Annotated in this window: 28 protein-coding genes; 15 read left to right on the top strand and 13 right to left on the bottom strand. The window is 61.9% G+C overall.

The annotated features are described in order from the left end of the window. Positions 1-83 precede the first annotated feature (83 nt). Entirely contained in the window at positions 84-1025 is a 942-nt protein-coding gene (locus V3W39_RS27465; protein WP_177134868.1) for a magnesium transporter CorA family protein, read from the bottom strand. Positions 1026-1031: 6 nt separating this feature from the next. Beyond that, positions 1032-2618 carry a RimK family protein gene (locus V3W39_RS27460; protein WP_003215278.1) on the bottom strand — a complete coding sequence of 529 codons (1587 nt, stop codon included), beginning with the start codon at positions 2616-2618 and terminating at the stop codon, positions 1032-1034. A gap of 94 nt (positions 2619-2712) precedes the next feature. Between V3W39_RS27460 and V3W39_RS27455 the strand changes: the two genes are divergently transcribed. Beyond that, entirely contained in the window at positions 2713-3813 is a 1101-nt protein-coding gene (locus V3W39_RS27455) for a GNAT family N-acetyltransferase/peptidase C39 family protein (RefSeq protein ID WP_177044153.1), read from the top strand. On the opposite strand, the gene sfnG is transcribed toward V3W39_RS27455, so the two are convergent. Continuing rightward, the gene (gene sfnG / locus V3W39_RS27450) at positions 3797-4888 is read right to left on the bottom strand and encodes a dimethylsulfone monooxygenase SfnG (protein ID WP_177044154.1); all 1092 of its coding nucleotides are present in this window, start codon (positions 4886-4888) and stop codon (positions 3797-3799) included. The genes V3W39_RS27455 and sfnG overlap by 17 nt on opposite strands. A gap of 263 nt (positions 4889-5151) precedes the next feature. Between sfnG and V3W39_RS27445 the strand changes: the two genes are divergently transcribed. After that, on the top strand, positions 5152-6387 hold the full coding sequence (locus tag V3W39_RS27445; RefSeq protein ID WP_330213750.1) for an acyl-CoA dehydrogenase family protein: 1236 nt from the start codon (positions 5152-5154) through the stop codon (positions 6385-6387). Here V3W39_RS27445 and V3W39_RS27440 read toward each other — a convergent pair. Beyond that, entirely contained in the window at positions 6384-7169 is a 786-nt protein-coding gene (locus V3W39_RS27440) for a sulfite exporter TauE/SafE family protein (RefSeq protein ID WP_076013626.1), read from the bottom strand. The two genes, V3W39_RS27445 and V3W39_RS27440, sit on opposite strands and share 4 nt — an antisense overlap. 82 nt (positions 7170-7251) lie before the next feature. Then, positions 7252-8031, bottom strand: a complete 780-nt coding sequence (locus V3W39_RS27435; RefSeq protein ID WP_330213749.1) for a class I SAM-dependent methyltransferase — start codon at positions 8029-8031, stop codon at positions 7252-7254. A gap of 136 nt (positions 8032-8167) precedes the next feature. On the opposite strand from V3W39_RS27435, the gene V3W39_RS27430 reads away from it, so the two are divergent. The 5 genes from V3W39_RS27430 (at position 8168) to V3W39_RS27410 (ending at position 11979) form a co-directional block, all read left to right on the top strand. Further along, entirely contained in the window at positions 8168-8689 is a 522-nt protein-coding gene (locus V3W39_RS27430; protein WP_330213748.1) for a DUF3455 domain-containing protein, read from the top strand. A 71-nt stretch (positions 8690-8760) separates the two neighbouring features. Further along, a complete protein-coding gene (locus V3W39_RS27425) occupies positions 8761-9288 on the top strand; it encodes a sigma-70 family RNA polymerase sigma factor (RefSeq protein ID WP_259197374.1) in 528 nt (175 codons plus the stop codon). Next, positions 9285-9968 (top strand): anti-sigma factor, encoded by a 684-nt coding sequence (locus tag V3W39_RS27420; RefSeq protein ID WP_177134876.1) that lies wholly within the window; start codon positions 9285-9287, stop codon positions 9966-9968. Before V3W39_RS27425 ends, V3W39_RS27420 begins: the two co-directional genes overlap by 4 nt. A gap of 114 nt (positions 9969-10082) precedes the next feature. Next, complete coding sequence (locus V3W39_RS27415) at positions 10083-11336, top strand: chloride channel protein (RefSeq protein ID WP_330213747.1); 1254 nt, start codon at positions 10083-10085, stop codon at positions 11334-11336. An 88-nt stretch (positions 11337-11424) separates the two neighbouring features. Beyond that, the gene (locus V3W39_RS27410) at positions 11425-11979 is read left to right on the top strand and encodes a UPF0149 family protein (protein WP_177120944.1); all 555 of its coding nucleotides are present in this window, start codon (positions 11425-11427) and stop codon (positions 11977-11979) included. 22 nt (positions 11980-12001) lie between these two features. Here the strand turns inward: V3W39_RS27410 and V3W39_RS27405 are convergent, their stop codons facing one another. Further along, complete coding sequence (locus V3W39_RS27405) at positions 12002-13069, bottom strand: NAD(P)-dependent alcohol dehydrogenase (protein WP_442968431.1); 1068 nt, start codon at positions 13067-13069, stop codon at positions 12002-12004. A 92-nt stretch (positions 13070-13161) separates the two neighbouring features. Between V3W39_RS27405 and V3W39_RS27400 the strand changes: the two genes are divergently transcribed. Beyond that, a complete protein-coding gene (locus V3W39_RS27400) occupies positions 13162-13725 on the top strand; it encodes a TetR/AcrR family transcriptional regulator (protein WP_177130403.1) in 564 nt (187 codons plus the stop codon). A gap of 34 nt (positions 13726-13759) precedes the next feature. On the opposite strand, the gene V3W39_RS27395 is transcribed toward V3W39_RS27400, so the two are convergent. Then, entirely contained in the window at positions 13760-14389 is a 630-nt protein-coding gene (locus tag V3W39_RS27395; RefSeq protein WP_330213746.1) for a lytic polysaccharide monooxygenase auxiliary activity family 9 protein, read from the bottom strand. A 212-nt stretch (positions 14390-14601) separates the two neighbouring features. Next, the gene (locus V3W39_RS27390; RefSeq protein ID WP_330213745.1) at positions 14602-14955 is read right to left on the bottom strand and encodes a DUF1428 domain-containing protein; all 354 of its coding nucleotides are present in this window, start codon (positions 14953-14955) and stop codon (positions 14602-14604) included. Positions 14956-15189: 234 nt separating this feature from the next. On the opposite strand from V3W39_RS27390, the gene V3W39_RS27385 reads away from it, so the two are divergent. Both V3W39_RS27385 and V3W39_RS27380 read left to right on the top strand, forming a co-directional pair. Continuing rightward, on the top strand, positions 15190-16446 hold the full coding sequence (locus V3W39_RS27385) for a 3-phosphoshikimate 1-carboxyvinyltransferase (RefSeq protein ID WP_330213744.1): 1257 nt from the start codon (positions 15190-15192) through the stop codon (positions 16444-16446). Between the two features lie 32 nt (positions 16447-16478). After that, positions 16479-16868: a hypothetical protein gene (locus tag V3W39_RS27380; protein WP_177130399.1), complete on the top strand. Its 390-nt coding sequence runs from the start codon at positions 16479-16481 to the stop codon at positions 16866-16868. A 1-nt stretch (position 16869) separates the two neighbouring features. Here V3W39_RS27380 and V3W39_RS27375 read toward each other — a convergent pair whose 3' ends face one another. Continuing rightward, positions 16870-17244 (bottom strand): tautomerase family protein, encoded by a 375-nt coding sequence (locus V3W39_RS27375; RefSeq protein WP_330213743.1) that lies wholly within the window; start codon positions 17242-17244, stop codon positions 16870-16872. Positions 17245-17249: 5 nt separating this feature from the next. Next, the gene (locus tag V3W39_RS27370) at positions 17250-17528 is read right to left on the bottom strand and encodes a carboxymuconolactone decarboxylase family protein (protein ID WP_330213742.1); all 279 of its coding nucleotides are present in this window, start codon (positions 17526-17528) and stop codon (positions 17250-17252) included. 107 nt (positions 17529-17635) lie between these two features. Here V3W39_RS27370 and V3W39_RS27365 point away from each other — a divergent pair, with 107 nt between their 5' ends. After that, a complete protein-coding gene (locus V3W39_RS27365) occupies positions 17636-18505 on the top strand; it encodes a LysR substrate-binding domain-containing protein (protein WP_330213741.1) in 870 nt (289 codons plus the stop codon). Here V3W39_RS27365 and V3W39_RS27360 read toward each other — a convergent pair. Beyond that, positions 18502-19110, bottom strand: coding sequence for an NAD(P)H-dependent oxidoreductase (locus V3W39_RS27360; RefSeq protein WP_330213740.1), 609 nt, complete (start codon positions 19108-19110; stop codon positions 18502-18504). The two genes, V3W39_RS27365 and V3W39_RS27360, sit on opposite strands and share 4 nt — an antisense overlap. Before the next feature lie 91 nt (positions 19111-19201). On the opposite strand from V3W39_RS27360, the gene V3W39_RS27355 reads away from it, so the two are divergent. Beyond that, on the top strand, positions 19202-19804 hold the full coding sequence (locus V3W39_RS27355; RefSeq protein ID WP_259197383.1) for a TetR/AcrR family transcriptional regulator: 603 nt from the start codon (positions 19202-19204) through the stop codon (positions 19802-19804). A gap of 46 nt (positions 19805-19850) precedes the next feature. Here V3W39_RS27355 and V3W39_RS27350 read toward each other — a convergent pair whose 3' ends face one another. Then, positions 19851-20525, bottom strand: a complete 675-nt coding sequence (locus V3W39_RS27350; protein ID WP_177044172.1) for a GNAT family N-acetyltransferase — start codon at positions 20523-20525, stop codon at positions 19851-19853. 399 nt (positions 20526-20924) lie between these two features. Continuing rightward, on the bottom strand, positions 20925-21815 hold the full coding sequence (locus V3W39_RS27345) for a LysR family transcriptional regulator (RefSeq protein WP_330213739.1): 891 nt from the start codon (positions 21813-21815) through the stop codon (positions 20925-20927). A gap of 111 nt (positions 21816-21926) precedes the next feature. On the opposite strand from V3W39_RS27345, the gene V3W39_RS27340 reads away from it, so the two are divergent. The 3 genes from V3W39_RS27340 (at position 21927) to lhgO (ending at position 25209) form a co-directional block, all read left to right on the top strand. Continuing rightward, entirely contained in the window at positions 21927-23153 is a 1227-nt protein-coding gene (locus tag V3W39_RS27340) for an MFS transporter (RefSeq protein WP_330213738.1), read from the top strand. Between the two features lie 46 nt (positions 23154-23199). Then, positions 23200-23910, top strand: coding sequence for a FadR/GntR family transcriptional regulator (locus V3W39_RS27335; RefSeq protein WP_177044175.1), 711 nt, complete (start codon positions 23200-23202; stop codon positions 23908-23910). A gap of 105 nt (positions 23911-24015) precedes the next feature. Next, positions 24016-25209 (top strand): L-2-hydroxyglutarate oxidase, encoded by a 1194-nt coding sequence (gene lhgO / locus V3W39_RS27330; protein WP_330213737.1) that lies wholly within the window; start codon positions 24016-24018, stop codon positions 25207-25209. Positions 25210-25265 lie beyond the last annotated feature (56 nt).

The raw sequence follows: 25265 nt of genomic DNA, 5'->3' as shown, positions 1-25265 counted from the left end.
CCCTCGCCACAGCAAGCCCCCTCCCCTTAGCAAGCTCCCCCCCCACAACAGCCCCCTAGCCACAAATAACCTCCCGCACATCGTCACACCGCCTTGTCACCACTCCCCGCAATCCGCTTCAACCCCAACACCATCAACCCCGCCCCCAGTCCCATCGCCGCCATAAACAACGGGTACGAAATCCACCACGGCGTGCCCGCCGTCATCATGCTGAACTCCGACATCCCGCCCACGCTGGCGATCAGGTTCAACGGCAGGAACACCACGTTGATCAACGTCAGCTTGCGCAACAGGTTGTTCATGCTGTTGTTCATCAGGTTGCCCCGGGCATCGATCAACCCGGAGAACACGTTGGAGTAAATCTCCGCCTGCTTGTAGCACTGGTTGTTCTCGATGATCAGGTCATCGATCAGGCCCAGTGTTTCAGCGCTGAAATGTTCCTTCTCGCCATGATTGCGCAGGCGCGTCAGCACCGCGCCGTTGCTGTGCAGGGCGTTGATGTAATAGATCAGGCTTTCGCTGAGGTTGAACATCTGCATCAGGTGGCGGTTGCTCATCGATGCGTTGAACTGCTGCTGCAACTCCCGGGCGACCATCTTGATCACCTTGAGGTGGCCCAGGTAGTGGTGGATGTTGTTGAGCAGCAAGTCCAGCAACACATCCAGTGGCGTACGCAGCGGCCGGCGGGCGCCCAGCCCGGAAAGCTGGCTGTCGTCAGCGGCGATCACCAGCAACTGATCCCCGGAAAACAGCAAGCCACAGGACGCCACTTCAAATACCAGGTTGCCGCCACCGGAATAATTCTCCGGGCGTTTCCAGATCAGGAACAGGTTATCGGGGTGGAACTCGATGCGGGACACTTCGTCCGGGTCCAGCGCCGAGGCCAGGGCATGTTCGTCGAGCTTGTAGCAGTCGCGCAGGTACTTGCGCTCGTGGGGGTCCGGATTGCTGAAGAGCAGCACATTCGCGTCGTCCCCCAGGCTGTTGTACAACTTGCCATCGGCTATTTCAAAACGCTGAATCATCGCGCGTCACCACACCTGGCCCTGACGTTTCAGCTCCAGGCGTCGCACGAACTCCTCCAGTACCAGGGAATACAAGTCGTCCTGCAGGTAGGCATCTTCGATGCCGGCGTCCATGTTGGGGTTGTCGTTGACCTCGATCACCACCACTTTGTCGCCGGATTGCTTGAGGTCTACGCCGTACAGGCCGTCGCCGATCAGGTTGGCGGTCTTTACCGCCAGTTCCACCACGGCCTTGGGCGCTTCGTGAACCGCCAGGGTGCGGCACTCGCCGTTGATGTCCTGGCCGATGGCCTTGTGGTTGTAGATCTGCCAATGGCCCTTGGACATGAAGTACTGGCAGGCAAAGATCGGTTTGCGGTTGAGGACGCCGATGCGCCAGTCGTACTCGGTGTAGAAAAATTCCTGGGCCAGCAACAACACGGAATGCTCGAACAGTTCGGCGGTGGCGGTCAGCAGCGCCTGCTGGCTTTCGACCTTGATCACGCCGCGGGAGAAACACCCGTCAGGGATCTTCAGCACCAGCGGGAAGCCGAGGCGCTCGCCCACCCGTTCGAAATCTTCGGGTCGCTCCTTGTACAGAATTTCGGTGGCGGGCATGCCCAGTTGGTGGCTTTTGAGCAGGTCGGTGAGATAGACCTTGTTGGTGCATCGCAGGATCGACGCCGGGTCGTCCATCACCACCAGCCCTTCGCTCTCGGCCTTTTTGGCGAAGCGGTAGGTGTGGTTGTCGACGCTGGTGGTCTCGCGGATCAGCAAGGCGTCGTATTCGGCCAAGCGGGCGTAGTCCTTGCGCTCAATCAGCTCGACATCGATGCCCAGCCCCTTGCCGACCCGTACGAAATTTTCCAGGGCCCGGGCGTTGGACGGCGGCAATTGTTCCTGCGGATCGTGCAGGATTGCCAGGTCATAGCGGGCCAACCGTCGGGAGCGCGGTTGCCGCCAGATCTTGCGGCTGAAGTTGTCCAGCGCATTGGCGAATTGATCTTCCTGGTCATCGCGCAACTTGTGCAACACCCCAGACTTGATGCCTTCGATGTGCCAGCCGTTATTCTTGCGGAACTCAACTAACAGGATCGGACAGGGAAACGCTTCAAACAACTGGCGGGCCAAATCCTGTAAGGGTTCAATATTGGTTCGGCCAAAATAAAGTGTCAGGGTAAAGCCTTCGGTATTGCTGTAGAGATGATGACTCAAGGCTTTATCAAGGGTTTTATCCAAGTCATCCAAGGCCAGGCCGTACAGGGATTTTTTCGTCAGTTCGCTGATGGTGCGCACCGACGGAATCACCTTGTGGCCCCGCGCCTCGGCCAGCAGCGAGCAGTAGTAGCCGTGCCCCAGGTACTTGTAGCTGCGGCACAGGTTGATCACCTGCACCCGCTTGCCCGTCTCGTTTTCCCGGGTCTGTTCAAGGTATTCCTGGGCGGTGACGATGTCTTCGCTGGGGAAGTACGACGCCCAGTCTTCCTTGCGCTCGACAATGATCACGACTTGACTTGCACTCTTGGGAGGGCTGGAAAAATAACCGTTGGAAGTTATTGTCGCCGCCACTGTTTGCTCGGATACTTCACGCCAATGACCTTGTACCGCTGACATATTGATTGATCCGCTTTAGAGAACTAGACCTTTTCTATTAAGCACGATCTTTTAGAGAAGTCCCGTTTCGTTACGCAACTTTTACGGCGGTCACATGGCTCTTTCCTTTCGCGTTGCAACACCCGATGACGTGCCTGCATTGGTGGCACTGGAACAGCACTGTTTCACCACGGACCGGCTCTCCACCCGCAGCTTTCAGTGGATGGTCAGCCGCGCCCACGGGCAACTGTTGGTGGCGGAACAACACGGCGAGTTGCTGGGTTACGCCCTGGTGCTGTTCCACCGGGGCACCTCCCTGGCGCGCCTGTATTCCATCGCCATCGCCGAGTCCTCCCGGGGCCTGGGATTGGGCAAGCAATTGCTGACACGCATCGAAGCCTGCGCCGTGGAACACGACTGCGCCTACCTGCGCCTCGAAGTGCGCACCGACAACCCCGGCGCCATCGCCCTGTACGAGCGCAATGGTTACCGGCGCTTTGCCTTGATCAATGACTATTACGAAGACCACGCCCCAGCCCTGCGCCTGGAAAAACGCATCCTCCAGCACCAGGACGCACGCGCCCTGAGCGTGCCCTATTACCAGCAGACCACCGACTTCACCTGTGGCGCCGCCAGCCTGCTGATGGCCATGGGCGCTTTGGAACCTGCGCGGGTGGCACAGCGCCGCGAAGAACTGCAGATCTGGCGTGAGGCAACCACCGTGTTCATGACCGCCGGCCACGGTGGCTGCAGCCCCCAAGGCCTGGCACTGGCCGCGTGGCGCCGGGGTTTTCGGGTGCGCATGCAGGTCAACGTCAGCGGGCCGTTGTTTCTCGACGGGGTGCGGGATGCGCATAAAAAAGACGTCATGCGGTTGGTGCATGACGCCTTCGAGGAAGAGTTGGCATTGAGCGACGTCGAGCAGGTGCTCGGCGGCCCGCTGGATTTACCCCAGGTGCTGCGGGACGGCGGGCAGCCGCTGGTGTTGATCAGCAGCTACCGGCTGACCCGCTCCAAGTCGCCCCACTGGGTGATCGTCACCGATTGCGACGAAGACTTCGTGTACCTGCACGACCCGGACGTGGACCACAGCCAGCATCGCCAACCCATGGACTGCCAGCATCTGCCGGTCAGCCACGGGGAGTTCGAGCGAATGTGCCGCTTCGGCAATAACAAATTGCGTGCGGCGGTGGTGGTGTTCAGGCGACTTGCTTGATCCCGGCCTTGGCCTCCAGCTCACGCACCAGCGGCAGCACGCGCTGGCCGAAGTACTCGACTTCTTCCTGGAAGTGCAGGAAGCCGGCCAGTACCAGGTCCACGCCGACGGCCTTCAAGGCCACGATGCGCTCGGCGATCTGCTGCGGGGTGCCGATCAGGTTGGTCTTGAAGCCGTCGTTGTATTGCACCAGGTCTTCAAAGCTGGATTTGGCCCAGTTGCCCTCGCCTTCCGGGGATGCCTTGCCGGCTTGTCTGGCCGCGTCGCCAAACGCATTCACGGCTTCCGGATCGGCCTGGTCGATGATCTCTGCCAGTACGGCGCGGGCTTCTTCCTCGGTATCGCGGGCAATCACAAACGCGTTGACCCCGACTTTCACCGAATGATTATTCGCCGCTGCCTTGGCCCGGATGTCATCGACCTGGGCCTTGATGCCTTCCGGGGTATTGCCGTTGGTGAAGTACCAGTCCGACACCCGCGCCGCCATATCCCGCGCCGCCCGTGAACTGCCACCCTGGAAGATTTCCGGGTGCGGCTCGCCCAGTGGCTTGGGTTTGAGGCTGTAGTTGTTGAAGCGGTAGAAGTCGCCCTTGAAGGTGAAATTGTCCTGGGTCCAGATGCCCTTCAAGGCACGGATGAATTCCTCGGAGCGCCGATAGCGTTCGTCGTGCTCCAGCCAGTGTTCGCCGATGGCCTGGAACTCGCCCTTGAACCAGCCGCTGACAATATTCACCGCTACCCGGCCATTGGTGAGCTGGTCGATGGTTGCCAGTTGCTTGGCCGCCAGGGCCGGTTGCCATGGGCCAGGCAGGATCGCCGCAATCACCTTGAGCTTGGTGGTGGCCGCCAGCAGCGCATGGCTGAACGCAACAGACTCATGCTGGTATTCGGCGCCGTAGCCGGCGGTGAAACGAATCTGCGTGAGGGCGTACTCGAAACCGGCGTCCTCGGCCAACTGCGCCAGCTTGCGGTTGTAGTCGATGCCCCAGTGGGTGCGCTGTTCGATCTTGCTGACCACCAGCCCACCGCTGACGTTGGGCACCCAGTAGGCAAATTTGACGGCTTGCTGACTCATTGGACTGTACCTCGCGGATTGGCATGTACAGGGTGTGGAGCAGCAAGTGTGCCAGTGACAGTGAGAGGCCCACGCTACAGGCCTTGGAGCGCTGAAACAGGCGAAAAGCAGCCTGCTCCGAGCTGTCACGGATTGCAGCGGTTTGTCGTTTTACTGTTGCAGGAACAACAGTTGAATCAGCACCCGCCCCGTAAACACGTGCCTTCGCGCCCGGCATGGACCGTGCAATAGCTCACCTAACTCACTGCCCAGGAACCGTCCCCATGACCGAGCACCACGTGATCAACCCACTGTCCACCGGCGTCGATTATCAAGCCCTGGCCGAACGCTTCCGGCCGGTTTTCCAGCGCATCGCAGACGGTGCCGTAGAGCGTGAACAAACCCGCGCCCTGCCCTACGAACCCATCCAGTGGCTCAAGCAAGCCGGCTTCGGCGCCGTGCGCGTGCCGGTGGAGTACGGTGGCGGTGGCGCCTCCCTGCCCCAGCTGTTTGAACTGCTGATCGAACTGGCCGAAGCCGATTCCAACGTGCCCCAGGCCCTGCGCGGGCATTTCGCGTTCGCCGAAGACCGCCTGAACGCCGCCCCCGGCGCGGCGCGGGACATCTGGTTCAAACGCTTTGTCGAGGGTGACATCGTCGGCTGCGCCTGGACCGAAATCGGCAGCGTGGCCATCGGCGATGTGGTCACAAAAGTCAGCCCCGACGGCGATAAATGGAAACTCAACGGTGAAAAGTTCTACAGCACCGGCAGCCTGTTTTCCGACTGGATCGACGTGTATGCCCAGCGCAGCGACACCGGCGGCGATGTGATTGCCGCCACCCGCACCCACCAGCCCGGTGTAGTGCAAAGCGATGACTGGGACGGCTTTGGCCAGCGTACCACCGGCAGCGGCACCTCGCGCTTTACCGACGCCGTGGTGGAAGCGGAAAACCTCATCGACTTTTCCACCCGCTTCAAATACCAGACCGCGTTCTACCAGTTGGTGCTGCTCGCCACCCTGGCCGGCATCGGTCGCGCGGCCCTCAAGGATGTGGCGCATCAGGTGCGCAGCCGCAAGCGCATCTACAGCCATGGCAATGCTGCCCATGTCAGCCAGGATTCGCAGATTCAACAGGTGGTGGGTGAAGTCGCGGCGCTGGTGTATGCCGCCGAGGCCAGCGCGCTGAAGGCAACCTTTCCAGCGCAGCGGGCTTACGTGGCGCGCTTTGGTGGGGATGATGCGGCGGAACACGAAGCCAATGTGGCCGCCGAAATCGAATCAGCGACCGCGCAGGTGGTGGTCTCGGAACTGATCCAGCGCGCCACCACTGAACTGTTCAACGCGCTGGGCGCTTCGGACGTACGCCAGGGCAAATCCCTGGATCGGCACTGGCGCAACGCACGCACGGTGTCGTCCCACAACCCGGTGATCTACAAGGCGCGGATTGTCGGCGACCGGGTGATCAACGGCACCGAGCCGCCGTTTGTGTGGCAGATCGGCAATGGGCCAGCGCGTTAAAGCGCCAGCTTGAAGCCGATCATCACCAGCATGAACGCCAGGCAAGGACGCAATATCCCGTCCGGGACCTTGCCGGCCATGTGGCTGCCGACATAAATCCCCGGCAGCGATCCCAGCAACAGGAAGCCGAGCAGCGTCCAGTCCATGTTGCCCATGCTCGCGTGGCCAAGGCCCGCAACCAGGGTCAGCGGCACGGCGTGGGCGATCTCCGTACCCACCAGGCGCTTGGTGGCCAGGAACGGGTACAGGATAAACAGCGCCACGGTGCCCAGGGCGCCGGCACCGATGGAGGTCAGGGCCACCATGGTGCCGAGGATCGCGCCGGTGACGATGGTCAGCGCATTGAGGTTGCGCGGCGCCATCTTGTAGTCGTCGCCGGCATGTCGCTGGGCGAAGGCCAGCAGTTTGTTCTTGAACAGGATGGCGGTGGCCGTCAGCAACAGCACCACGCCCAGGGACTGCTTGATCACCGCGTTCAACGCGGCGGGATCGGTGTCCAGGCTCTTGAGGAACCACAAGGTCAGCAGCACCGCAGGCACACTGCCCAGGGTCAGCCAACCGGTGATGGTCCAGTCGATGTTGCGATTCTTGCTGTGAACCAGCACCCCACCGGACTTGGTGATGGCGGCATACAACAGGTCGGTGCCCACGGCGGTGGCCGGGTTGATGCCGAACCACAAGAGGATCGGTGTCATCAACGAGCCACCACCGACACCGGTCATTCCCACGATAAATCCAACAATCAGGCCAGCAATCGAGAAACCAAAATTACCTACATCCATTACCACTACCTGCGGCCTTATAAAATTCTGGCCGCAGCATAGCGATTTTTCTTATAACGACTTATATCAATACGATCTGACTTTATGCCTTTTTCGTCAGGCGCTGGCTGCGATAGGCCTGGGTCTGGTAGGGGAATGCCACCGTCTCACGGCCGCGCAAGGCCGGATGCGTGTTGATCAGCGACTGCAGCTGCTCAGTGACAAGCGCCTTTTCCGCCGGCGGCAATGCGGCGATAAAGCTCACCGAAAGGAAGCGATCCATGATCACTTCCTGGGGGCTGCCGACGTGGCTGTAGGGGAAGCAGGTCATTTCGGGCGCGGAAAAATACTCCCCGGTGAACGCTTCCCGCCAGCGCCCGGTGTGGAAGCGCGGGGTGTCGCCCTCGTAGGGCGTAATGATCTCGGTGATCGCCGCGACCCAGTCCACCGACTCGTCCCGTACGTTCCAGACCAGGCCCAGCCGGCCGTCCGGCTTCAGCACCCGGTGAATTTCCGCCAGCGCCGCTTCCGTGGAGAACCAGTGGAATGCCTGGGCGCACACCAGCGCATCGGCAGTGGCCTCTTCAAGAGGAATGGCCTCGGCGGTGCCTGACAGCAGGCGCACATCGGGCAGCTGTTTCTTCAACTGCGCGCCCATCGCCTCTACCGGCTCGACCGCAATCAAGGTCGGCGCCACGGTGCTGAGCAGCCGGGTGAACTTGCCGGTGCCGGCGCCCAGGTCGATAACGGTGGAGTGCGAGTTGATCTGCAGAGCGTCGGTCAACCAGCCCGTGAGTTGGCGTGGGTAATCCGGTCGGCCTTGGGCGTAGGTGACGGCCTGGGTAGAGAATCCCTGTTGAGCAGCCTTGTGAACACCGGTCATCGCCAATCTCTCCTCTGGTAGTGCGGGGGCCACAGTGTGCGCCCTTGCCGAATTATTTTCTAATCGCTGCATCCGTTTGCGCGTGTCGTGGGTAGTACCGGTAGCAGCGCCTTGCTGCCCTTATGGAGAGACACCGATGAACGCCAAAGCCCTGTTCTGCGTGACCTGCCTGTTCGCTGCTGCACCGACTGCCTTTGCCCAGACCGGTTTACCCGACAGCATCAAGGTGCCGGACGGTCACAAGGTGGCGATGGAAACCACCGGCGTCGGCGAAATCACCTACGAATGCCGTGACAAGGCCAATGCTGCTGGCCAGACCGAATGGTTTTTCGTCGGCCCCAAGGCCGTGCTCAATGACCGCAGCGGCCAGCAAGTCGGCAGCTACTTCGGCCCGCCCGCCACCTGGCAGGCCAAGGACGGCTCGAAAGTCACCGGCACCCAGTTGGCCTTAGCGCCGTCGAGCCCCGGCAACCTGCCCTATCAACTGGTCAAGGCCAACCCCGCCGAAGGCAAGGGCGCGATGAGTGGCGTTGCCTACATTCAACGGGTCGCCCTCAAGGGTGGCGTGGCACCGAGCACCGAATGCACGGCGGCCAACAAGGGCAAGCAGCAAGTGGTGAAGTACCAGGCCGACTACATCTTCTGGGCGGCCAATTAAGTAAAGTCGTCTACGCTGCTGCGAAAGCGCCCCGGGTTCACTACCGGGGCATCCACCGGGAAACCCTGTCCTTGCCTGAAGCCGATTTTGAGTATGAAGCCTGCCTGCTGGCCTGCGCCCGGGGCGACCAACCGGCCCTGCGCCGCCTGTATCAACAGGAAAGCAGCCGGCTGCTGGGGGTGGCGTTGCGCATCGTGCGCGACAAGGCCCTGGCCGAAGACATCGTGCATGACGCTTTTATCAAGATCTGGAAGGGAGCCGCCAGTTTTGACCCGCACAAAGGCTCGGCCCGCGGTTGGGTCTATAGCGTGACCAGGCACCTGGCCCTGAATGCGGTGCGCAGCATGGGACGCGAAGTTCCCCTCGACGAAGAACATGAAACCCCGGAGCACACCGACACCTTCGAGTATCAGGCGCGCTCGGGACGCATCTACAGCTGCCTCGAACAACTCGACCCGGCCCGCCGCAACTGCATCCTGCATGCGTATGTAGACGGTTATTCCCACAGCGAAATCGCGCACAAACTCGGCACCCCGCTGGGCACCGTGAAAGCGTGGATCAAACGCAGCCTCGCGGCATTGCGTGAGTGCATGGCATGAACAGCATCGACGAACTGGCCAGCGAATATGTGCTGGGCACCTTGCCCGCCGAGCAACGTGCCGAAGTGGAACAACGCCTGGCCACCGACCCCGGATTGCGTGCAGCGGTGGACGCCTGGGAGCAGCGCCTGTTGCCATTGACCGAGCAGGCCGACCCCGTCACGCCATCGGTTAATCTGTGGCGACGTATCGAGCGCAGCCTGGGGCATTCAGCCTCTGAAGACTCACCGGTCTCATGGTGGAACCGGCTGTCTTTGTGGCGCGGACTGGCCGGTGCGGGCCTCGCGGCGAGTCTTGTATTGGCAACATTGCTGCTGACCCAGACAGCAACCATCAACCCGACCGCTTATGTGGTGGTGCTGGTAGCGCCGCAAAGCCAGGCACCGGGTTGGGTGATCCAGGCGAGTAATACCCAGGAAATCCAGCTGATCCCCCTGGGCATCATGGAAGTACCGGCAGACAAGACCCTGCAGTTCTGGACCAAGGGCGAAGACTGGCAAGGCCCGGTGTCGCTGGGGCTGGTCAAGCCCGGGCAATCGCTGTCGGTGCCCCTGGACAAACTGCCGCCACTGGCGCCCAACCAACTGTTTGAGCTGACCCTGGAAAACCCCGGCGGATCGAAAACCGGCAAGCCGACAGGTCCGATTCAGGCAATCGGCCGGGCCGTTAAAGTAATCTGAACGTAATGCAATGTTGTGGAAGGCCAATTCGCGCCATTGCATTACATGTCAGCGCGGTAGCAGCACCTGCACGCTATAGAATCAGCCTCGAAAATCCGGCCCTGTGGACCCTTTATGCCTTCCAAGACCCGCTCTTTGCTGATTCTCGCCCTGGTGGTCATCTTCACCGGTATCGGCGCCGGCATCGGCGGCATGCTCCTGGCGTTGCTGCTGCACGGCATCCAGCACCTGGCGTACGGCTACAGCCTCGACAGCCTGATCAGCCACGAAACCTTTTTGCTCGGCGTCACTGCCGCCGCGCCTGAACGCCGGGTGCTGGTGCTGCTCACCTGCGGCCTGGTGGCGGGCGTGGGCTGGTGGTTGATCTACCGCTATGGCCGGCCGTTGGTGAGCATCAAACAAGCAGTCTCGGCCCAGGCGCCGATCATGCCGCCCAAGACCACCCTCGCCCACGCCGTGCTGCAAATCATCACCGTTGCCCTCGGCTCCCCCCTGGGCCGTGAAGTGGCGCCAAGGGAAGTCGGCGCGCTGGCGGCCACCTGGTTATCACAGCGGGCACGCCTGGCGCCGGACATGCACCGGCTGATCGTCGCCTGCGGCGCGGGCGCCGGCTTGGCGGCGGTGTACAACGTGCCGCTGGGGGGCGCGGTGTTTGTGCTCGAAGTGTTGGTGGGTGTGTTCAGTTGGCCGGCGGCGGTGATTGCGTTGACCACCTCGGCCATCGGTGCGTCGGTGGCCTGGATGGGTTTGGGCGCAGAGTCACAATACGTGGTGCCGCACTTTGTGCTCAGCCCCGGCTTGATCGCCTGGGCGCTGGCCTGCGGCCCGGTGTTTGGCCTGGCTGCCTACGGTTTCACTCGGCTGACCGGCGCGGCCCGCAGCAACGCCGCCCGTGGCTGGCGGTTGCCGGTACTGTCGTTGATCAACTTCACGATCATTGGTGGCCTGGCGATTTTCCTGCCGCAGATTCTCGGCAACGGCAAAGGCCCGGCGCAGCTGGGTTTCGACAATGAACTGAGCATCGCCCTCGCCGCCGTACTGCTGGTGGTCAAGGTGCTGATCACCGCCAGCAGCCTGCGCGCCGGTGCCGAAGGTGGCTTGCTGACACCGGCGCTGGCCAACGGCGCTTTGCTGGCGATCATCCTCGGCGGCGCCTGGAGCCTGCTGTGGCCCGGCGTGCCGCTGGGGGCCTTCGCGATCATTGGCGCGGCGGCGTTCCTGGCGTCGAGCATGAGCATGCCCTTGACCGCAATTGTGCTGGTGGCGGAATTTACCCGCATCGACCACGACTTCCTGGTGCCGATCATCCTCGCCGTGGCGGGTTCGATGTGCATGAGCAAGCTGTGCGTGTTGTGGGAAAAGCGCTGAAGAGGCTGGATTAAAAACCCGGCACGCGCCATCCTCCGCGCTTTAAGCCGCCCCTATCGGCGGCGCTCTACGCACAAAGGACATCTCCATGCACGATCAACCCCTCGCCCCTGCCGATTTCGAGTTCATCGACGAAACCCTGCTCAAGTACGGCGACGACCATTCGGTGCTGAACCTGGCCGAGCTCGACGGCTACTTCACCGCCCTGGTCTCAAGCCCTGCGCAGGTGGATGTGGCCGAGTGGTTCCCCGGCATCTTTGGTGGGCAGAACCCGGATTGGGAAAGCCCGGAAGAAGCCAAGCGGTTTCTTGAACTGAGCGTGCGGCACATGAACGCTATCGCCACACAGTTGGCGACTGATGCTGAAGGATTCAAGGCGCGTTTCGAAGAAACCGAGCACCAGGGCCAACCACTGACCCTGGCGGAAGAATGGTGCTTTGGTTATATCCGTGGCGCCGCGATCGGCAACTGGCCAGAGCTGCCTGCCGAACAAGCCGGGCAGTTTGAGAAAATTTCCTGGTGTGCCGAGCAGGACAACTTTGAACTGCCGGCAGACCTGGATGTAAATGCCCATCAGCAACGGGTTGCTGCGATCGAACCGGCGGCCCGTGTGTTGCACGATTACTGGTTGGCCCAGCGCTGACATTCAGCTGCGACAAGGGGCTTTAAAGCCCCTTGCTCATATCAACCACAAACCGATAGTGCACGTCGCCCTTCTCCACCCGGGCGAACGCTTCGTTGATCTGCTCCATCGCGATCACTTCCACATCGGCAACGATGTTGTGTTCAGCGCAGAAATCCAGCATCTCTTGAGTGTCCGCCGAACCGCCGGAACCCGAACTGGCAATACTGCGGCGGCCCATCGCCAGTAACATCGGGCTGAAATCAAACTGATCAGGAATGCCCAGCGAACACAACGTCGAATCGAGTTTCAGCGCGGCGAGAAACGGGTCCATCGGGTAACGGCTGGACACCGTGTCGAGAATGAAATCAAAGCGAAACGCCTGGGCCGCCATCTGCTCGGCGTCGGTGGACAGCACCACTTCGTGAGCGCCAAGTTTCAGGGCCAGTTCGGCTTTCTTTGGCGAGGTGGTGAACGCCACTACGTGCGCCCCCATGGCCCTGGCAAACTTCACTGCCAGGTGTCCCAACCCGCCAATCCCGATGATCCCTACTGTTTTACCCGGGCCGACCTTCCAGTGACGCAACGGCGAAAACGTCGTAATGCCGGCGCACAGCAACGGCGCCGCACCCGCCGGGTCGAGGCCTGCGGGCAGCGCGTAAGCGAAGTGCTCATCTACCACGTAGTGATCGGAGTAGCCGCCCCGGGTGCGCGTACCGTCAACCCGGTCCAGGCCATCGAACGTCAGCGTCGGGTACTCCCGGCAATACACTTCCATATGCGCCTTGCACGGTTCGCAATGGCGACAGGAATCAACGATGGTGCCAATCATTACCTTGTCACCCACGGCAAAACGGCTGACGCCTGCGCCGATAGCAGTCACTTCACCAACCATTTCATGGCCGGGCACCAGGGGAAACTCCTGGCCCCAGTGGTTCATGGAGTGGATATCGGAATGGCACACGCCACTGAACAGAATCCTGACCGACACATCCCGTTCACGCAGTGCGCGGCGCTCGAAGGTCCACGGCACCATGGGCCCGCCGCGCTGCAGCGCCGCATAGGCACGGGCCAAGGTAGGACCCTTACTTTCCACAGGAACATTGCTCATTGCTACTCACCCCTCAGGACTTTACACTTTGATAAACCTGTAAAGACCCTAACACCTTTACACTTTTCGTCAACTGTAAAATACGAGTACCCATGCTGATCGCAATGGAAACCAAGGAAGACCGTATCGCCGCCGCCGCCTTCGAGCTGTTCTTGCGCCACGGCTACCGCAAAGTCGGGATGAGCGACATCGCCCAGGCCAGCGACATGTCCCGGCCATCACTGTATGCCGCCTTTCCCAACAAGGAGGCGATCTTCGCCGAACTGGTGCGGCGCCAGTGCGCGCGCAACCTGGCGCAAACCCACGCTCGACTGCACCGGATCAGTGGCTTGCAGGCACGCATCAGGTGTGTATTTGATATCTGGCTGATCGAGCCGGTGGCGTCGGTCATTGATTCGGAAAACGCCACGGAGCTGCTCACCAATTGCGTAGAGTTCGCGCCGCAAGCGGTGGCGGATTTGTATGAGCAGATGGAGGCGCTGCTGATCGAAGTGCTGACGCCGGCGGTGACTGAAAAGGCTGCACTGGACGTGCGGGATATCGCGCGGATTCTGCGGTCGGCGTCAACCGGGCTCAAGGCCACCGCGCAAAACATTGCGGATTTGCAGCGCATGGTCGACGGATTGGTAGTGATGGCAGTCGCTGCCGTCGCGTGACTGTGGGAGCGGCGCTCCCACAGATCATTTGACGCTATTTGATATCGACATCAAACGCCTGATAAAACGCATTACCGGTGTTGGCCACGATCCACATCAACACCAGCACATGCCGGCCCTTCTTGCCCTTGGGCAACGTCACTTGATGTTCGACCTTGGCTTTCAGTTCAGCCGAGTGCTGGTAATACGGCACCTGGGTGTAGAAGTCCTCGTAGAACGGCTTGGCCTCCAGTTGAGCCCGGCTGATGCGCTGCTTGGGGTCCCAGCCGTCCCGGGTAATCAGCCAGCGATAGCCCCGGGTCACGTGCGCGGCGGTGTAGTCCCACTGCACCTTGAACACCTGGTCAGCTTCAACATTCAGCAACGGCCAGTTAAACGGAGTGTTGAGCTTTTTACCCATTTCTTCGTCGGTGAAGTTCACGCAGTCGCGGGCATCGGTCTTGCCGCCGCTGAGGATGTGCCCGTCTGCGGGTGGCGTGACGCTTTGATCGTCGGTTTCATAAGGCGCCGGAAACGGTCCGGCGCTGAGGGCCGGGAAGTTCTTGCCGCCTTCCATTTCGTTGACTTGCCAGTTCTCCAGCAGGCCGCGTTCTACCGCCACCGAACCACGACTGGCCGGGGTCACGACGCGACCATGCCTGAGTTGAGTCTGGGGTTTGTTCATTTCAGTCACTCCTTGATTGAAGGCTTCCCGTCATGGAAAGCGCCTTGAACTTAGCCCACCCCGCCGGGTTGTCTACCCGACGGTTCTGTCGGACAAATCGCGCAACGTCCTTGTTTTGCGGAGTTTTCTCAGCAGTCCTGCACCGGACCTGTCGTCCGTCCTACCCTGCAACAGGCGATCGGACTACAGCTGCTATCCATGAACACTTGTCCTCACGTGTTGAGGATCATTTTAAACCCGCCATAGATCATCCGCTGCCCGTCAAACGGCATCGGATTGGCGTCCGCCTTCAGGCGCGGATCTTCCATCACCTTACTCATCCCGGCATCGCGCACCTGGCGGGAGGGCCACACGATCCAGGAAAACACCACGGTTTCGTCGTCCTTGAGCTTTACCGCCATGGGAAACGACGTCACCTGCCCTTGGGGCACATCATCGCCCCAGCACTCAACGATACTCAGCGCACCATGTTCCTTGAACACCACGGCGGCAGCCTTGGCGTGCTGGATGAATTGTTCGCGGTTTGCGGTGGGTACTGCTATCACACAGCCATCTACGTACGACATGATCACTCTCCTGATTCGACGGGTTGTTGTGCTTGTAGTCGATCAATCAGGCGCTCAATCGACATTAATGGGAGAAATGTCGACCAGCGGTGGTTATTGATCGCAAGGCAGGGAATGGCCGCATGGCGCCATCCCCCGCGACTTTCAACGATCCCCGCTCGACAACGGTAGCGTGTTTGGCCGATTATTCGTGTCCGCCAAACGCCACCCGCCTTGAAGCAGGAGCCTTGTACCTTGAGTTCGCAGAAAACCGTGACCGTTACACCGCCCAACTTTCCATTGAACGGCAAGGTAGCGCCCCCCGGCTCCAAATCCATTACCAACCGTGCCCTGCTGCTGGCTGCCCTGGCCAAGGGCACCAGCCGTTTGAGCGGCGCGTTGAAAAGCGATGACACCCGCCACATGTCGGTGGCCCTGCGGCAGATGGGCGTGGTGATTGATGAACCGGACGACACCACGTTCGTCGTCACAAGCGTTGGCGAGCTGCAATTGCCGGCGCAGCCGCTGTTCCTCGGCAACGCCGGCACCGCGATGCGCTTCCTCACCGCCGCCGTGGCCACCGTTCAAGGCACGGTGGTGCTGGACGGCGACGCCTACATGCAAAAACGCCCGATCGGCCCTTTGCTCGCGACCCTCGGTCAAAACGGCATCAAGGTCGACAGCCCAACCGGCTGCCCGCCGGTAACGGTACACGGCACCGGCCGCGTGCAGGCCAAGCGTTTCGAGATCGACGGCGGCCTGTCGAGCCAGTACGTGTCGGCGCTGTTGATGCTGGCGGCGTGCGGCGAGGCACCGATTGAAGTGGCCCTGACCGGCAAGGACATCGGCGCCCGTGGTTACGTCGACCTGACCCTGGACTGCATGCGCGCCTTCGGTGCCCAGGTGGACATCGTCGATGAAAGCACCTGGCGCGTGGCGCCCACCGGCTACACCGCCCACGACTACCTGATCGAGCCTGACGCGTCCGCCGCCACTTACTTGTGGGCGGCCGAAGTGCTGACCGGTGGCCGCATCGACCTCGGTGTCGCCCCGCAGGATTTCACCCAGCCCGATGCCAAGGCCCAGGCAGTGATCGCGCAATTCCCGCACATGCAACCGGTGGTCATCGGTTCGCAGATGCAGGATGCGATTCCGACACTCGCCGTACTGGCCGCGTTCAACAACACACCGGTACGCTTCACCGAGCTGGCCAACCTGCGGGTCAAGGAGTGTGACCGGGTGCAGGCACTGCATGACGGCCTGAATGAAATCCGTGCGGGTTTGGCGACCATTGAAGGTGATGATTTGCTGGTGGCCAGCGATCCGGCCCTGGCGGGCACCACGTGCAACGCGCTGATCGACACCCACGCCGATCACCGCATCGCGATGTGCTTTGCCTTGGCGGGCCTGAAGGTTTCAGGGATCAGGATTCAGGACCCGGACTGCGTCGGCAAGACCTATCCTGAGTACTGGAAAGAGCTGGAAAGCCTTGGCGTCCAGTTGACCTGGTAAGCCGTCGGCGCCGGTAACGGGAGGGAGACTTCATGACGATTCGCCAACCCTGCCCACCCGGTGCCTGCGACTGCAATCGCGAACAACTGCTCGAACTTCCCGGCGCCGATGCACGCATCCTGCACCTGACGCGCCAGGAAGAAAAACGCCTGCTCGAACGCCTCGAAAACCTGCAAAGCCTGCCCGACCTGGAACGCATGCAACACCTGATGTACCAGCAACTGGGCATCCGCGTGCACATCGCCCCCGGGCATACGGAAGTCAAAAGCATGCGCGGGATCCAGATCGTTATCGATGAGTTGCCAGGCCTGTGTCGCAAGACCCGGCAGTCGATTCCGGCGGCGATTCGCAAGGGCATGGAGAAGCGGCCGGAGATTGCGTATCGGTTGCTGGATGCCCATGACCTTTTTCGCGAAGGCTGAGTCAGTTCCCCCTGCCACCGGCAAACGACCACTGATCCGCCGCCGTCGTGGTAATCACCACCATCACATCTTCCGGGCTCAGCCCGATGGCCGCCTCCAACCGCTCCACCAGCACCCGGTAGAAATTGCGCTTGGTCTCGGTATCCCGGGGTTTGCCGCCGGTGATCGCGATCAGGACATAGTCGTGGCTGCGCGGGCCGCCCAGGTAGTTGGGGTCGATGATCATCTCGCCCACTTCGTGCTGGTGGATCACATGAAAGCGATCTGCGACAGGAATCTTGAAGCTTTCAACCAGGGCATCATGCAGCCCCTGGGAAAGCGCTTGCAAATATTCAGGGGATTTCCCGCGATGCAGGGAGATTCGGGCATAAGGCATGGTGGTTACTCCGCAGGATTGATGGCGGCCAACAGGTTCAGCGCCGACGCCGCTGTCGGCCATCCGGAATAGAACGCCAGGTGGGTGATGACTTCGCTCAGCTCATCGGCGCTCACGCCGTTATCCATCGCCCGCTGCAAGTGAAACGGCAATTGCTCAAGGCGATACATCGCCACCAGCGCCGCCACGGTGATCAGGCTGCGCTCCCTGGGGGACAGGCCATCGCGCTCCCAGATATCGGCGAACAACACGTCGCGGGTCAGTTCGGTAAATTTGCTGCTCATGGACTCTCGCTCCGACAATTCAGTTGACGGGCAAAATCTAGCAAGCCAGGATCGTTCCGAATATCAGATTAAACAGCACCAACCATCCTGTTTTTATGGAATATAAAATGCGCCGTCCCACCTTCGACCTTGATGTACTGCGCACCTTCGTCACCGGCGTGGAGCTGAACAGCTTCGCCAAGGCAGCCGACCGACTGGGCCGTTCAACCTCGGCCGTCAGCGCACAATTAAAGAAACTCGAAGAACAGGTCGGCACGCCGGTACTGGGTAAATCCGGGCGCGGGCTCGCGCTGACCCCGGTGGGCGAGGCGCTGCTCAGTCATGCCCGGCGACTGCTGGACCTCAACGACAGCATCTTCGGCAGCCTCCACGAAACCCAGACCGCAGGCACCTTGCGCCTCGGTTTGCAGGAGGATTTTGGCGAGCATGTGCTCAGTGACATCCTGCGGCGCTTCGCCAGGCTGTACCCGCTGATCAGCCTCGAAGTGCGGATTGGCCGCAACGCAGAGTTGCTGGGCCTGATGGACAACACCCGCCTGGACCTGGCGCTGACCTGGGAAACCGGCCACAACTCGTCCGGATGCACGCGCCTGGGGCAAACCCCGATGCACTGGATTGGCCCCCGGGACAAGCCGCTATTGCCACGCGCCGAGGACGCGCCGCTGCCACTGGTGATGTTCGAGGCGCCCTGCGTATTGCGCAGCGCCGCCACAGAAGCCCTGGACCGCGCCGGGATTGCCTGGCGCATTGCCTTGACCAGCCCCAGCGTCGGCGGGATCTGGGCGGCCGTCGACGCCGGGTTGGGCGTGACCTTGCGCACCCGCATCGGTTTGCCGGCGCACCTGCGGGTACTCGACGGGCTGCCGCCGGTGCCGTCCCTGGGCTATGAATTGCATTGCAGCCACCCGGCACCAAACGCGGCAGTGGCGCAGTTGGCAGCGCTGATACAGAGCAGCCTCGACCCGCAGATTGTTTAGGCGGTTTCGATGGGTTCCAGGGCAGCGACAAACAATTGCCGCCCCAGCTTCGCCACCGTCTCCAGATGCTGTTCGGCCGCGCCGCTCTCCGAGTCCAGCAGCAGCTCGGACGTGAGCACCTTCGCGCCGCAGTAATCAAAAATTCCGTGGTCGATTTGCGTGCGCATCGCGTTGGCGTAGCCGTGGCGTTCAAACACACCTTCATCGGCCCCGCCGACGCCCAGCAAGTGCACCTGCAGGTGGCCAAGCTTTTTCACCACCTTGGTTTCCAGGCTGTAGTCGATTGCCCAACCGTTGACGAACACCCGGTCAATCCAGCCTTTGAGCAAGGCCGGCATCGACCACCAGAAGATCGGAAACACCAGCACCAAGGCATCGGCGCGGTCGAGCCGGGCCTGTTCGGCCAACACGTCGGCCGGTGGTGTGGCGCGGGTGCGATGCACTTTGTGGTCGGCGGCGCTGTAGCGCGGGTCGAAGCCTTCGGCAGCGAGGTCGGCGATTTCGAAGGTGTGGCCGGCGGCCGTGATGCCGGCGGCGGCCTGCTTGGCCAGACTGTGGGTCAGGGATTGCGGGTCGTGGTGGGCAACAACGATGAGGGCGTGCATGGCAGAAACTCCTTCGGGGGTAGCGACGGGAAGGCAAATTGAGTAGGCTTGAGCTAAGTTACCGTTGGTAAGTTACTTTTGGTATATAAGCATGTCAAGCGATCAATCCCCTGCCCCTCGCCGCCGCCTGTCCCGGGATGACCGGTTACGCCAATTGCTCGACGTGGCCTGGCAACTGGTGCGTGAAGAAGGCACCGACGCCCTGACATTGGGGCATCTGGCCGAGTTGGCAGGCGTGACCAAGCCGGTGGTGTATGACCATTTCGGCGATCGCGCGGGGCTGCTGGCCGCGCTGTATGAAGATTTCGACGCGCGGCAGAACCAGGTGTTTGCCGCCGCCATCGAGGCCAGCGAGCCCACCCTGGACGACCGTGCCTGGGTGATTGCCTCGTGTTATGTCGACTGTGTGCTGTTGCAGGGGCGCGAGATTCCGGGGGTGATTGCGGCGCTGGCCGGCAGCCCGGAGCTGGAAACCATCAAGCGCGAGTACGACGTGATTTTCCTCGGCAAATGCAGCGATGCTCTCGCCCCGTTTGCCGTCGACGGTGTGATAGGCCAAGCGGGTTTGAGGGGGATGCTGGGCGCGGCAGATGCTCTTTCCCACGCCGCCGCCAGCGGGGAAATCAGCCCGCTGGAGGCGCAGGAGGAGCTGTTTGCGAGCATCAAGGCGATGGTCAATCGCGGGCGCGATTGAGCGGCCGCCATTGCAGCCTCGCTAAAGCTCGCCACATTGTCCTGCGTCAGCCCAACCTGGCGTGTACAAACATCCGCGCTTTGTGGGTCATCTGGTCGAAGTGACGATCACGCTGTTTCTCCGCATCGATCATCGCCCGCTTGCCGTGCTTTTGCAGCAGGTAGGTATGGATCTGCCGCACCTCCAGCGAGCTGTAGATCGATGCCACATCCAGCAAACCCATCAAGCCGTCGGTGCTGTAGTCGCGGGTGTTCATCAGCACCTGGGTGCCACGTACGCCGCGCAGTTGAAAGCCCATGGACTCGAACGCCGGCACCTTCTCCACCGCGCAGGTCAGCTCGGCATGGGGGTAGCGGGCCAGCATGTCCTGCATCATCGCCCGCGCTACGCCTTTGCGCCGATGGCTGGCGTGCACCGCCATGTAGGCCACGCCGCACGCCTCGGGATCATCCTTCACTGGCAGGTACAGCAGGAAGCCGATCACTTGCTCCTGCTCGTCCAGCGCGACGATCAGTTCAACCGCGATGCCCTTGGACCCGCCCAGCGCTTCCAGGTACAGGTGCACCTCGTAGCCAATGGCGTACTGGTAGACGTTGTACAGCAGGTTGCTCGGCGGGATGGCGACCATGCTGATGTCCGTCAGGTAGTCGACCACCATCTGCAGGATCTGCGCGTTGATCGGCTCGGGGCATGGGGTTTCGTAACGGGTAAGGCTGAACATTCGAATTCCTGGTGTTTCGTGTCAAGTCTGGGCGGATTGTACCTGCTGAAGGGCTGCTTTGGACCCAAAGCCATTTGCCTCATTCATATTGTGGATAGGGAGGGGCTTGCCGTGGAAAGGGAGCTTGCTGTGGCAAGGGAGCCTGTTGTGGTAAGAGAGCTTGCTGTGGCGAGGGAGCTTGCTGTGGCGAGGGAGCTTGCTCCCGCTGGGCTGCGAAGCGGCCCTCAAACCTGCAACGGGAGTATGGCTGAAGAAACGCGGTGCGCTTGATGGGGCTGCTGCGCAGCCCAGCGGGAGCAAGCTCCCTCGCCACAGCAAGCTCCCTCGCCACAGCAAGCTCCCTCGCCACAACAGGCTCCCTCACCACAGCAAGCTCCCTCACCACAAAGGTTCGGCCGTTCATTGCGCACATACCTCCCGCAGGCAACCGCGCAGCCAGCGATGGGCCAGGTCGGCGTCCAGTCGTGGGTGCCAGAGCATCGAGACGGTGAAGTCCGGGAACGCAAATGGCAGCGCAAAACGATAAAGATCACTGTGCAGGTTGGCGGTGTGCCGCTCCGGCACGCTGGCGATCAGGTCGGTGCTGCGGGCCAGTGCCAGGGCGGTGGAGAAGCCGGCGACGATAGTCACCACGTCCCGTGTCAGCCCCTGCGCTTCGAGAGCCTGTTGAATCTGGCCCTGGTCATGGCCGCGTCGGGACACGTAGATGTGCTGGCCTGCGGCAAACCGCTGCGGCGTTACTTCGCCCTCACTCAGCGGATGCCCCTTGCGCACCACGCCGATAAATCGGTCGCGGAACAGTGCTTGGGTCAGCACCTCGGGGCTGGCGCTGCTGTCGACCACGCCGGTTTCCAAATCGACGCTGCCATCGCGCAGCGGTGTGCTGGCCTTGTCCGGCTTGTGCACGAAACGCAATCGCACGCCCGGCGCTTCCCGGGCGATACGTGCGAGCAGCGCCGGGCCGAAGTTCTCCACAAAACCGTCGCTGGTGCGCAAGGTGAAGGTACGCACCAGTTGGCTCAGGTCGAGCTTCGCAGCCGGACGCAACACCGCTTCAGCGTCCTGCACCAACTGGCTGACCTGCTCGCGCAGCTCCAGCGCCCGTGGGGTTGGCACCAGGCCTCGGCCGGCGCGGACCAATAACGGATCGCCCGTCGTTTCGCGCAATCGCGCCAGCGCCCGGCTCATCGCCGACGGGCTCAGGCGCAGCCGTTGGGCGGCGCGGGCAACGCTGCCTTCCGCGAGCAACACATCCAGGGTGACCAGCAAATTGAAATCAGGTGTCGACACGGCAAACCTCACATGGCGTTTGGCGCACGTATACAGTGCAACTGCTGCGCCTTCCGCCATGTTAGGTGACGGCGTAGATTTCTGACAGCGGTCAACTCCAGGAGCCTCTTGATGAACTCACCTGCACCCCGTGGCGCCCTCGCCGCCCTGTCACTGTCCATGCTGCTGGCGTCTTTGGGCACCAGCATCGCCAATGTCGGCCTGCCCACCTTGGTGCTGGCGTTTGATGCATCCTTCCAGGCGGCGCAGTGGGTGGTGCTCGCGTACTTGTTGGCGATCACCGCCGTGATCGTCAGCGTCGGGCGACTGGGCGACCTGATGGGCCGCAGCCGCCTGCTATTGGCGGGTTTGTTGCTGTTCACCGTTGCCTCCGCCATGTGTGGCATGGCCCCATCCCTCGGCCTTTTGATCGCGGCCCGCGCCCTGCAAGGCCTGGGTGCGGCGATCATGATGGCGATGACCATGGCGCTGGTGGGCGAGACCGTCGCCAAGGAACGCACCGGCCGCGCCATGGGCTTGCTGGGCACGATGTCGGCCATGGGCACCGCGCTGGGGCCCAGCATCGGCGGAGTGTTGATCGCCGGGTTTGGCTGGCGCGCACTGTTTTTTATCACCGTGCCGCTGGGCCTGCTGACCTTTGCCCTCGCCCGGCGTTATCTGCGGGTCGAGCGTCGCGAATCACCGGCCACGCAATCCCGGTTCAATTTCCTGTCGACGCTGCGGGATTCAACCCTCAGCGCCGGCCTGGCCATGAGTGCACTGGTGTCGGCGGTCATGATGGCGACGTTGGTGGTCGGCCCCTTCTACCTGACCCACGGCGCCGGCCTCGACCCCGCGTGGATGGGCCTGACGATGGCCGTCGGGCCCTGTGTTTCGGCGCTGATGGGCGTACCTGCCGGCCGCCTGACCGACCGTTTTGGCAGCGGCCCGATGACCGTTGCGGGGCTGCTGGCGATGCTGGCCGGCTGCCTGTTGTTGTCACTGATGCCGCTGAACCTCGGTGTTGCCGGCTACATCGCCCCGCTGATCATCCTCACCCTCGGCTACGCCCAGTTTCAGGCCGCCAACAACACCGCCGTGATGAGCGACGTACTGGCAGACCGCCGTGGCGTGGTCGCTGGCCTGCTCAACCTGTCACGCAACCTGGGGTTGATCGCCGGCGCCTCGGCCTTGGGCGCGGTGTTTGCGCATGTCTCAGGTGACCTCGCCACCGCCACGCCAGGTAGCGTGGGAAGTGGGATGCAGGCCACGTTCGGCGTGGCATTGGCACTGATTGGCGTAGGGCTTTTCCTGGCACTGCGCACCCGGCTCGACGCCACACGAATCTTGACAAGGTAAAATCGTAACGACTATTGTCTGACAACCTGATTACCAAGGTTTTCCCATGCTTGAGCTCCAGCGACCTGATTCGCTCGTTATGCGCGTTGTCAGCGCCATTCGTGCAGAAATCGATTCCGGCCAACTGGCGCCCGAAGCGCGCCTGCCCACCGAACAGCAACTGGCTGAACAGCTCAACGTCAGCCGTTCGGTGGTGCGCGAAGCGATTGCCCAGCTCAAGGCCGACGGCGTACTCACCGCCCGGCGCGGCCTGGGCTCATTTATCTCCCAGACTCCTGCCGGCACCGTGTTCCGCTTCCCGGAAAAAAACGGCCGCCGCCCGGACCTCGCGCAAATGTTCGAAGTTCGCCTGTGGATCGAAACCCAAGCGGCCTCGATTGCCGCCCGGCGCCGTGATGCCGCTGACCTGCAGCGCATGAAAACCGCCCTGCAGGAAATGCACGACAAGCGTGCCGACTTCGAAGCCGCCGCCCTGGCCGATGTGGAATTCCACCGCGCCATCGCCGAGGCCAGCAAGAACGATTATTTCGTGGCCTTCCACGACTTCCTGCGAAGCCAACTGGCCAGTGCCCGCAAGACCGCCTGGGAAAACTCCGCCACGCGCTTTGTCAGTGGCTCGGCCGACGCCACCCAGGAACACACCGCGCTCTACCAGGCCATCGCCGACGGTGACGCCCAAGGCGCCGCGGCCTGTGCCGAGGCCCACTTGCGCGCGGCAGCACGGCGCCTGCACCTGGAACTGCCCGCCATCAACTGACTGATCCAAACCCTTTTGAAGCGTGCCGCCGGCGCGCCGTTTTTTAACAAAACCATTAGTCTGACAACCTGATAAGCAGACTGAAATGCGTAGGTACCTAAAACAATGATCTATGACTTTTGCATCATCGGCGGCGGTATCGTCGGCCTGGCCACTGCGATGGAGCTGCTCAAGCGCCAGCCCGACGCGTCCGTGGTGATCCTGGAAAAGGAAAGCCTGCTGGCAAAGCACCAGACCGGCCACAACAGCGGCGTGATCCATGCCGGCATCTACTATGCGCCGGGCAGCCTCAAGGCCGACCTGTGCAAGCGCGGCGCCGAAGCCACCAAGCAGTTCTGCACCGAGCACGGGATCAAGTTCGAGGTGTGCGGCAAGTTACTGGTGGCCTCGACCCCGCTGGAAGTGCAGCGGATGGAGGCGCTCTACGCCCGCTCGCAGCTCAACGGGATGAAGGTCGAACGCCTGGACGCCGACCAGTTGCGCCAGCGCGAACCGAATATCGTCGGCCTGGGCGGGTTGTTCCTGGACGCCACCGGCATCGTCGATTACCGCGAAGTCTGCGAAACCATGGCCCGGGTGATCCGCCGCGCCGGCGGTGAAATCTGCCTGGAACGCACCGTCACCGCCATCGTCGAGGACACCGATAAAGTCACCATCAGCACCCGTGGCGAAAGCTGGCAGGCCAGGCACCTGGTGGTGTGCGGCGGCTTGCAATCGGACCGTCTGGCGGTGATGGCCGGGGTCAAGATCGACCACCAGATCATCCCGTTCCGTGGCGAATACTTCCGCCTGCCGGCATCGAAAAACAACATCGTCAACCACCTGATCTACCCGATTCCCGACCCGGAGCTGCCGTTCCTGGGTGTGCACCTGACCCGCATGATCGACGGCAGCGTCACGGTCGGCCCGAATGCCGTACTCGGCCTGGGCCGCGAGAACTACCGCAAGTTCTCGGTGAACTGGCGCGACGTGGCGCAGTACGCGAGCTTCCCGGGCTTCTGGAAAACCATCTGGCAGAACCTCGGCTCCGGCAGCGTCGAGATGAAGAACTCGCTGTTCAAGTCCGGCTACCTGGAGCAGTGCCGCAAGTACTGCCCGTCGTTGAACATCGAAGACCTGTTGCCCTTCGAGGCCGGCATCCGCGCCCAGGCGGTGATGCGCGACGGCACCCTGGTGCACGACTTCCTGTTCGCCCAGACCCCGCGAATGCTCCACGTGTGCAACGCGCCCTCACCCGCTGCCACCTCCGCGATGCCCATCGGCGCGATGATCGCCGACCGCATGTTCAAGCCCCACTGACACCCTGCGACACGCCTCACTTTGACAATAAATATAATGACTCGGAAGGAACTACA

The sequence above is a fragment of the Pseudomonas sp. Z18(2022) genome (genome assembly GCF_036346535.1).
GTDB classification, from domain to species: Bacteria; Pseudomonadota; Gammaproteobacteria; order Pseudomonadales; family Pseudomonadaceae; genus Aquipseudomonas; species Aquipseudomonas yamanorum_A.
Note: the sequence above shows the minus strand (reverse complement) of the source record. Positions and strands in the feature narration are given on the sequence as shown.

Excerpts from the sequence above, each read along its gene's own strand:
- V3W39_RS27465 (WP_177134868.1), bottom strand. The coding sequence starts at position 1,025 with ATGATTCAGCGTTTTGAAATAGCCGATGGCAAGTTGTACAACAGCCTG.
- V3W39_RS27460 (WP_003215278.1), bottom strand. The coding sequence starts at position 2,618 with ATGTCAGCGGTACAAGGTCATTGGCGTGAAGTATCCGAGCAAACAGTG.
- V3W39_RS27455 (WP_177044153.1), top strand. The coding sequence starts at position 2,713 with ATGGCTCTTTCCTTTCGCGTTGCAACACCCGATGACGTGCCTGCATTG.
- sfnG (WP_177044154.1), bottom strand. The coding sequence starts at position 4,888 with ATGAGTCAGCAAGCCGTCAAATTTGCCTACTGGGTGCCCAACGTCAGC.
- V3W39_RS27445 (WP_330213750.1), top strand. The coding sequence starts at position 5,152 with ATGACCGAGCACCACGTGATCAACCCACTGTCCACCGGCGTCGATTAT.
- V3W39_RS27440 (WP_076013626.1), bottom strand. The coding sequence starts at position 7,169 with ATGGATGTAGGTAATTTTGGTTTCTCGATTGCTGGCCTGATTGTTGGA.
- V3W39_RS27435 (WP_330213749.1), bottom strand. The coding sequence starts at position 8,031 with ATGACCGGTGTTCACAAGGCTGCTCAACAGGGATTCTCTACCCAGGCC.
- V3W39_RS27430 (WP_330213748.1), top strand. The coding sequence starts at position 8,168 with ATGAACGCCAAAGCCCTGTTCTGCGTGACCTGCCTGTTCGCTGCTGCA.
- V3W39_RS27420 (WP_177134876.1), top strand. The coding sequence starts at position 9,285 with ATGAACAGCATCGACGAACTGGCCAGCGAATATGTGCTGGGCACCTTG.
- V3W39_RS27415 (WP_330213747.1), top strand. The coding sequence starts at position 10,083 with ATGCCTTCCAAGACCCGCTCTTTGCTGATTCTCGCCCTGGTGGTCATC.
- V3W39_RS27410 (WP_177120944.1), top strand. The coding sequence starts at position 11,425 with ATGCACGATCAACCCCTCGCCCCTGCCGATTTCGAGTTCATCGACGAA.
- V3W39_RS27405 (WP_442968431.1), bottom strand. The coding sequence starts at position 13,069 with ATGAGCAATGTTCCTGTGGAAAGTAAGGGTCCTACCTTGGCCCGTGCC.
- V3W39_RS27400 (WP_177130403.1), top strand. The coding sequence starts at position 13,162 with ATGCTGATCGCAATGGAAACCAAGGAAGACCGTATCGCCGCCGCCGCC.
- V3W39_RS27395 (WP_330213746.1), bottom strand. The coding sequence starts at position 14,389 with ATGAACAAACCCCAGACTCAACTCAGGCATGGTCGCGTCGTGACCCCG.
- V3W39_RS27390 (WP_330213745.1), bottom strand. The coding sequence starts at position 14,955 with ATGTCGTACGTAGATGGCTGTGTGATAGCAGTACCCACCGCAAACCGC.
- V3W39_RS27380 (WP_177130399.1), top strand. The coding sequence starts at position 16,479 with ATGACGATTCGCCAACCCTGCCCACCCGGTGCCTGCGACTGCAATCGC.
- V3W39_RS27375 (WP_330213743.1), bottom strand. The coding sequence starts at position 17,244 with ATGCCTTATGCCCGAATCTCCCTGCATCGCGGGAAATCCCCTGAATAT.
- V3W39_RS27370 (WP_330213742.1), bottom strand. The coding sequence starts at position 17,528 with ATGAGCAGCAAATTTACCGAACTGACCCGCGACGTGTTGTTCGCCGAT.
- V3W39_RS27365 (WP_330213741.1), top strand. The coding sequence starts at position 17,636 with ATGCGCCGTCCCACCTTCGACCTTGATGTACTGCGCACCTTCGTCACC.
- V3W39_RS27360 (WP_330213740.1), bottom strand. The coding sequence starts at position 19,110 with ATGCACGCCCTCATCGTTGTTGCCCACCACGACCCGCAATCCCTGACC.
- V3W39_RS27355 (WP_259197383.1), top strand. The coding sequence starts at position 19,202 with ATGTCAAGCGATCAATCCCCTGCCCCTCGCCGCCGCCTGTCCCGGGAT.
- V3W39_RS27350 (WP_177044172.1), bottom strand. The coding sequence starts at position 20,525 with ATGTTCAGCCTTACCCGTTACGAAACCCCATGCCCCGAGCCGATCAAC.
- V3W39_RS27340 (WP_330213738.1), top strand. The coding sequence starts at position 21,927 with ATGAACTCACCTGCACCCCGTGGCGCCCTCGCCGCCCTGTCACTGTCC.
- V3W39_RS27335 (WP_177044175.1), top strand. The coding sequence starts at position 23,200 with ATGCTTGAGCTCCAGCGACCTGATTCGCTCGTTATGCGCGTTGTCAGC.
- lhgO (WP_330213737.1), top strand. The coding sequence starts at position 24,016 with ATGATCTATGACTTTTGCATCATCGGCGGCGGTATCGTCGGCCTGGCC.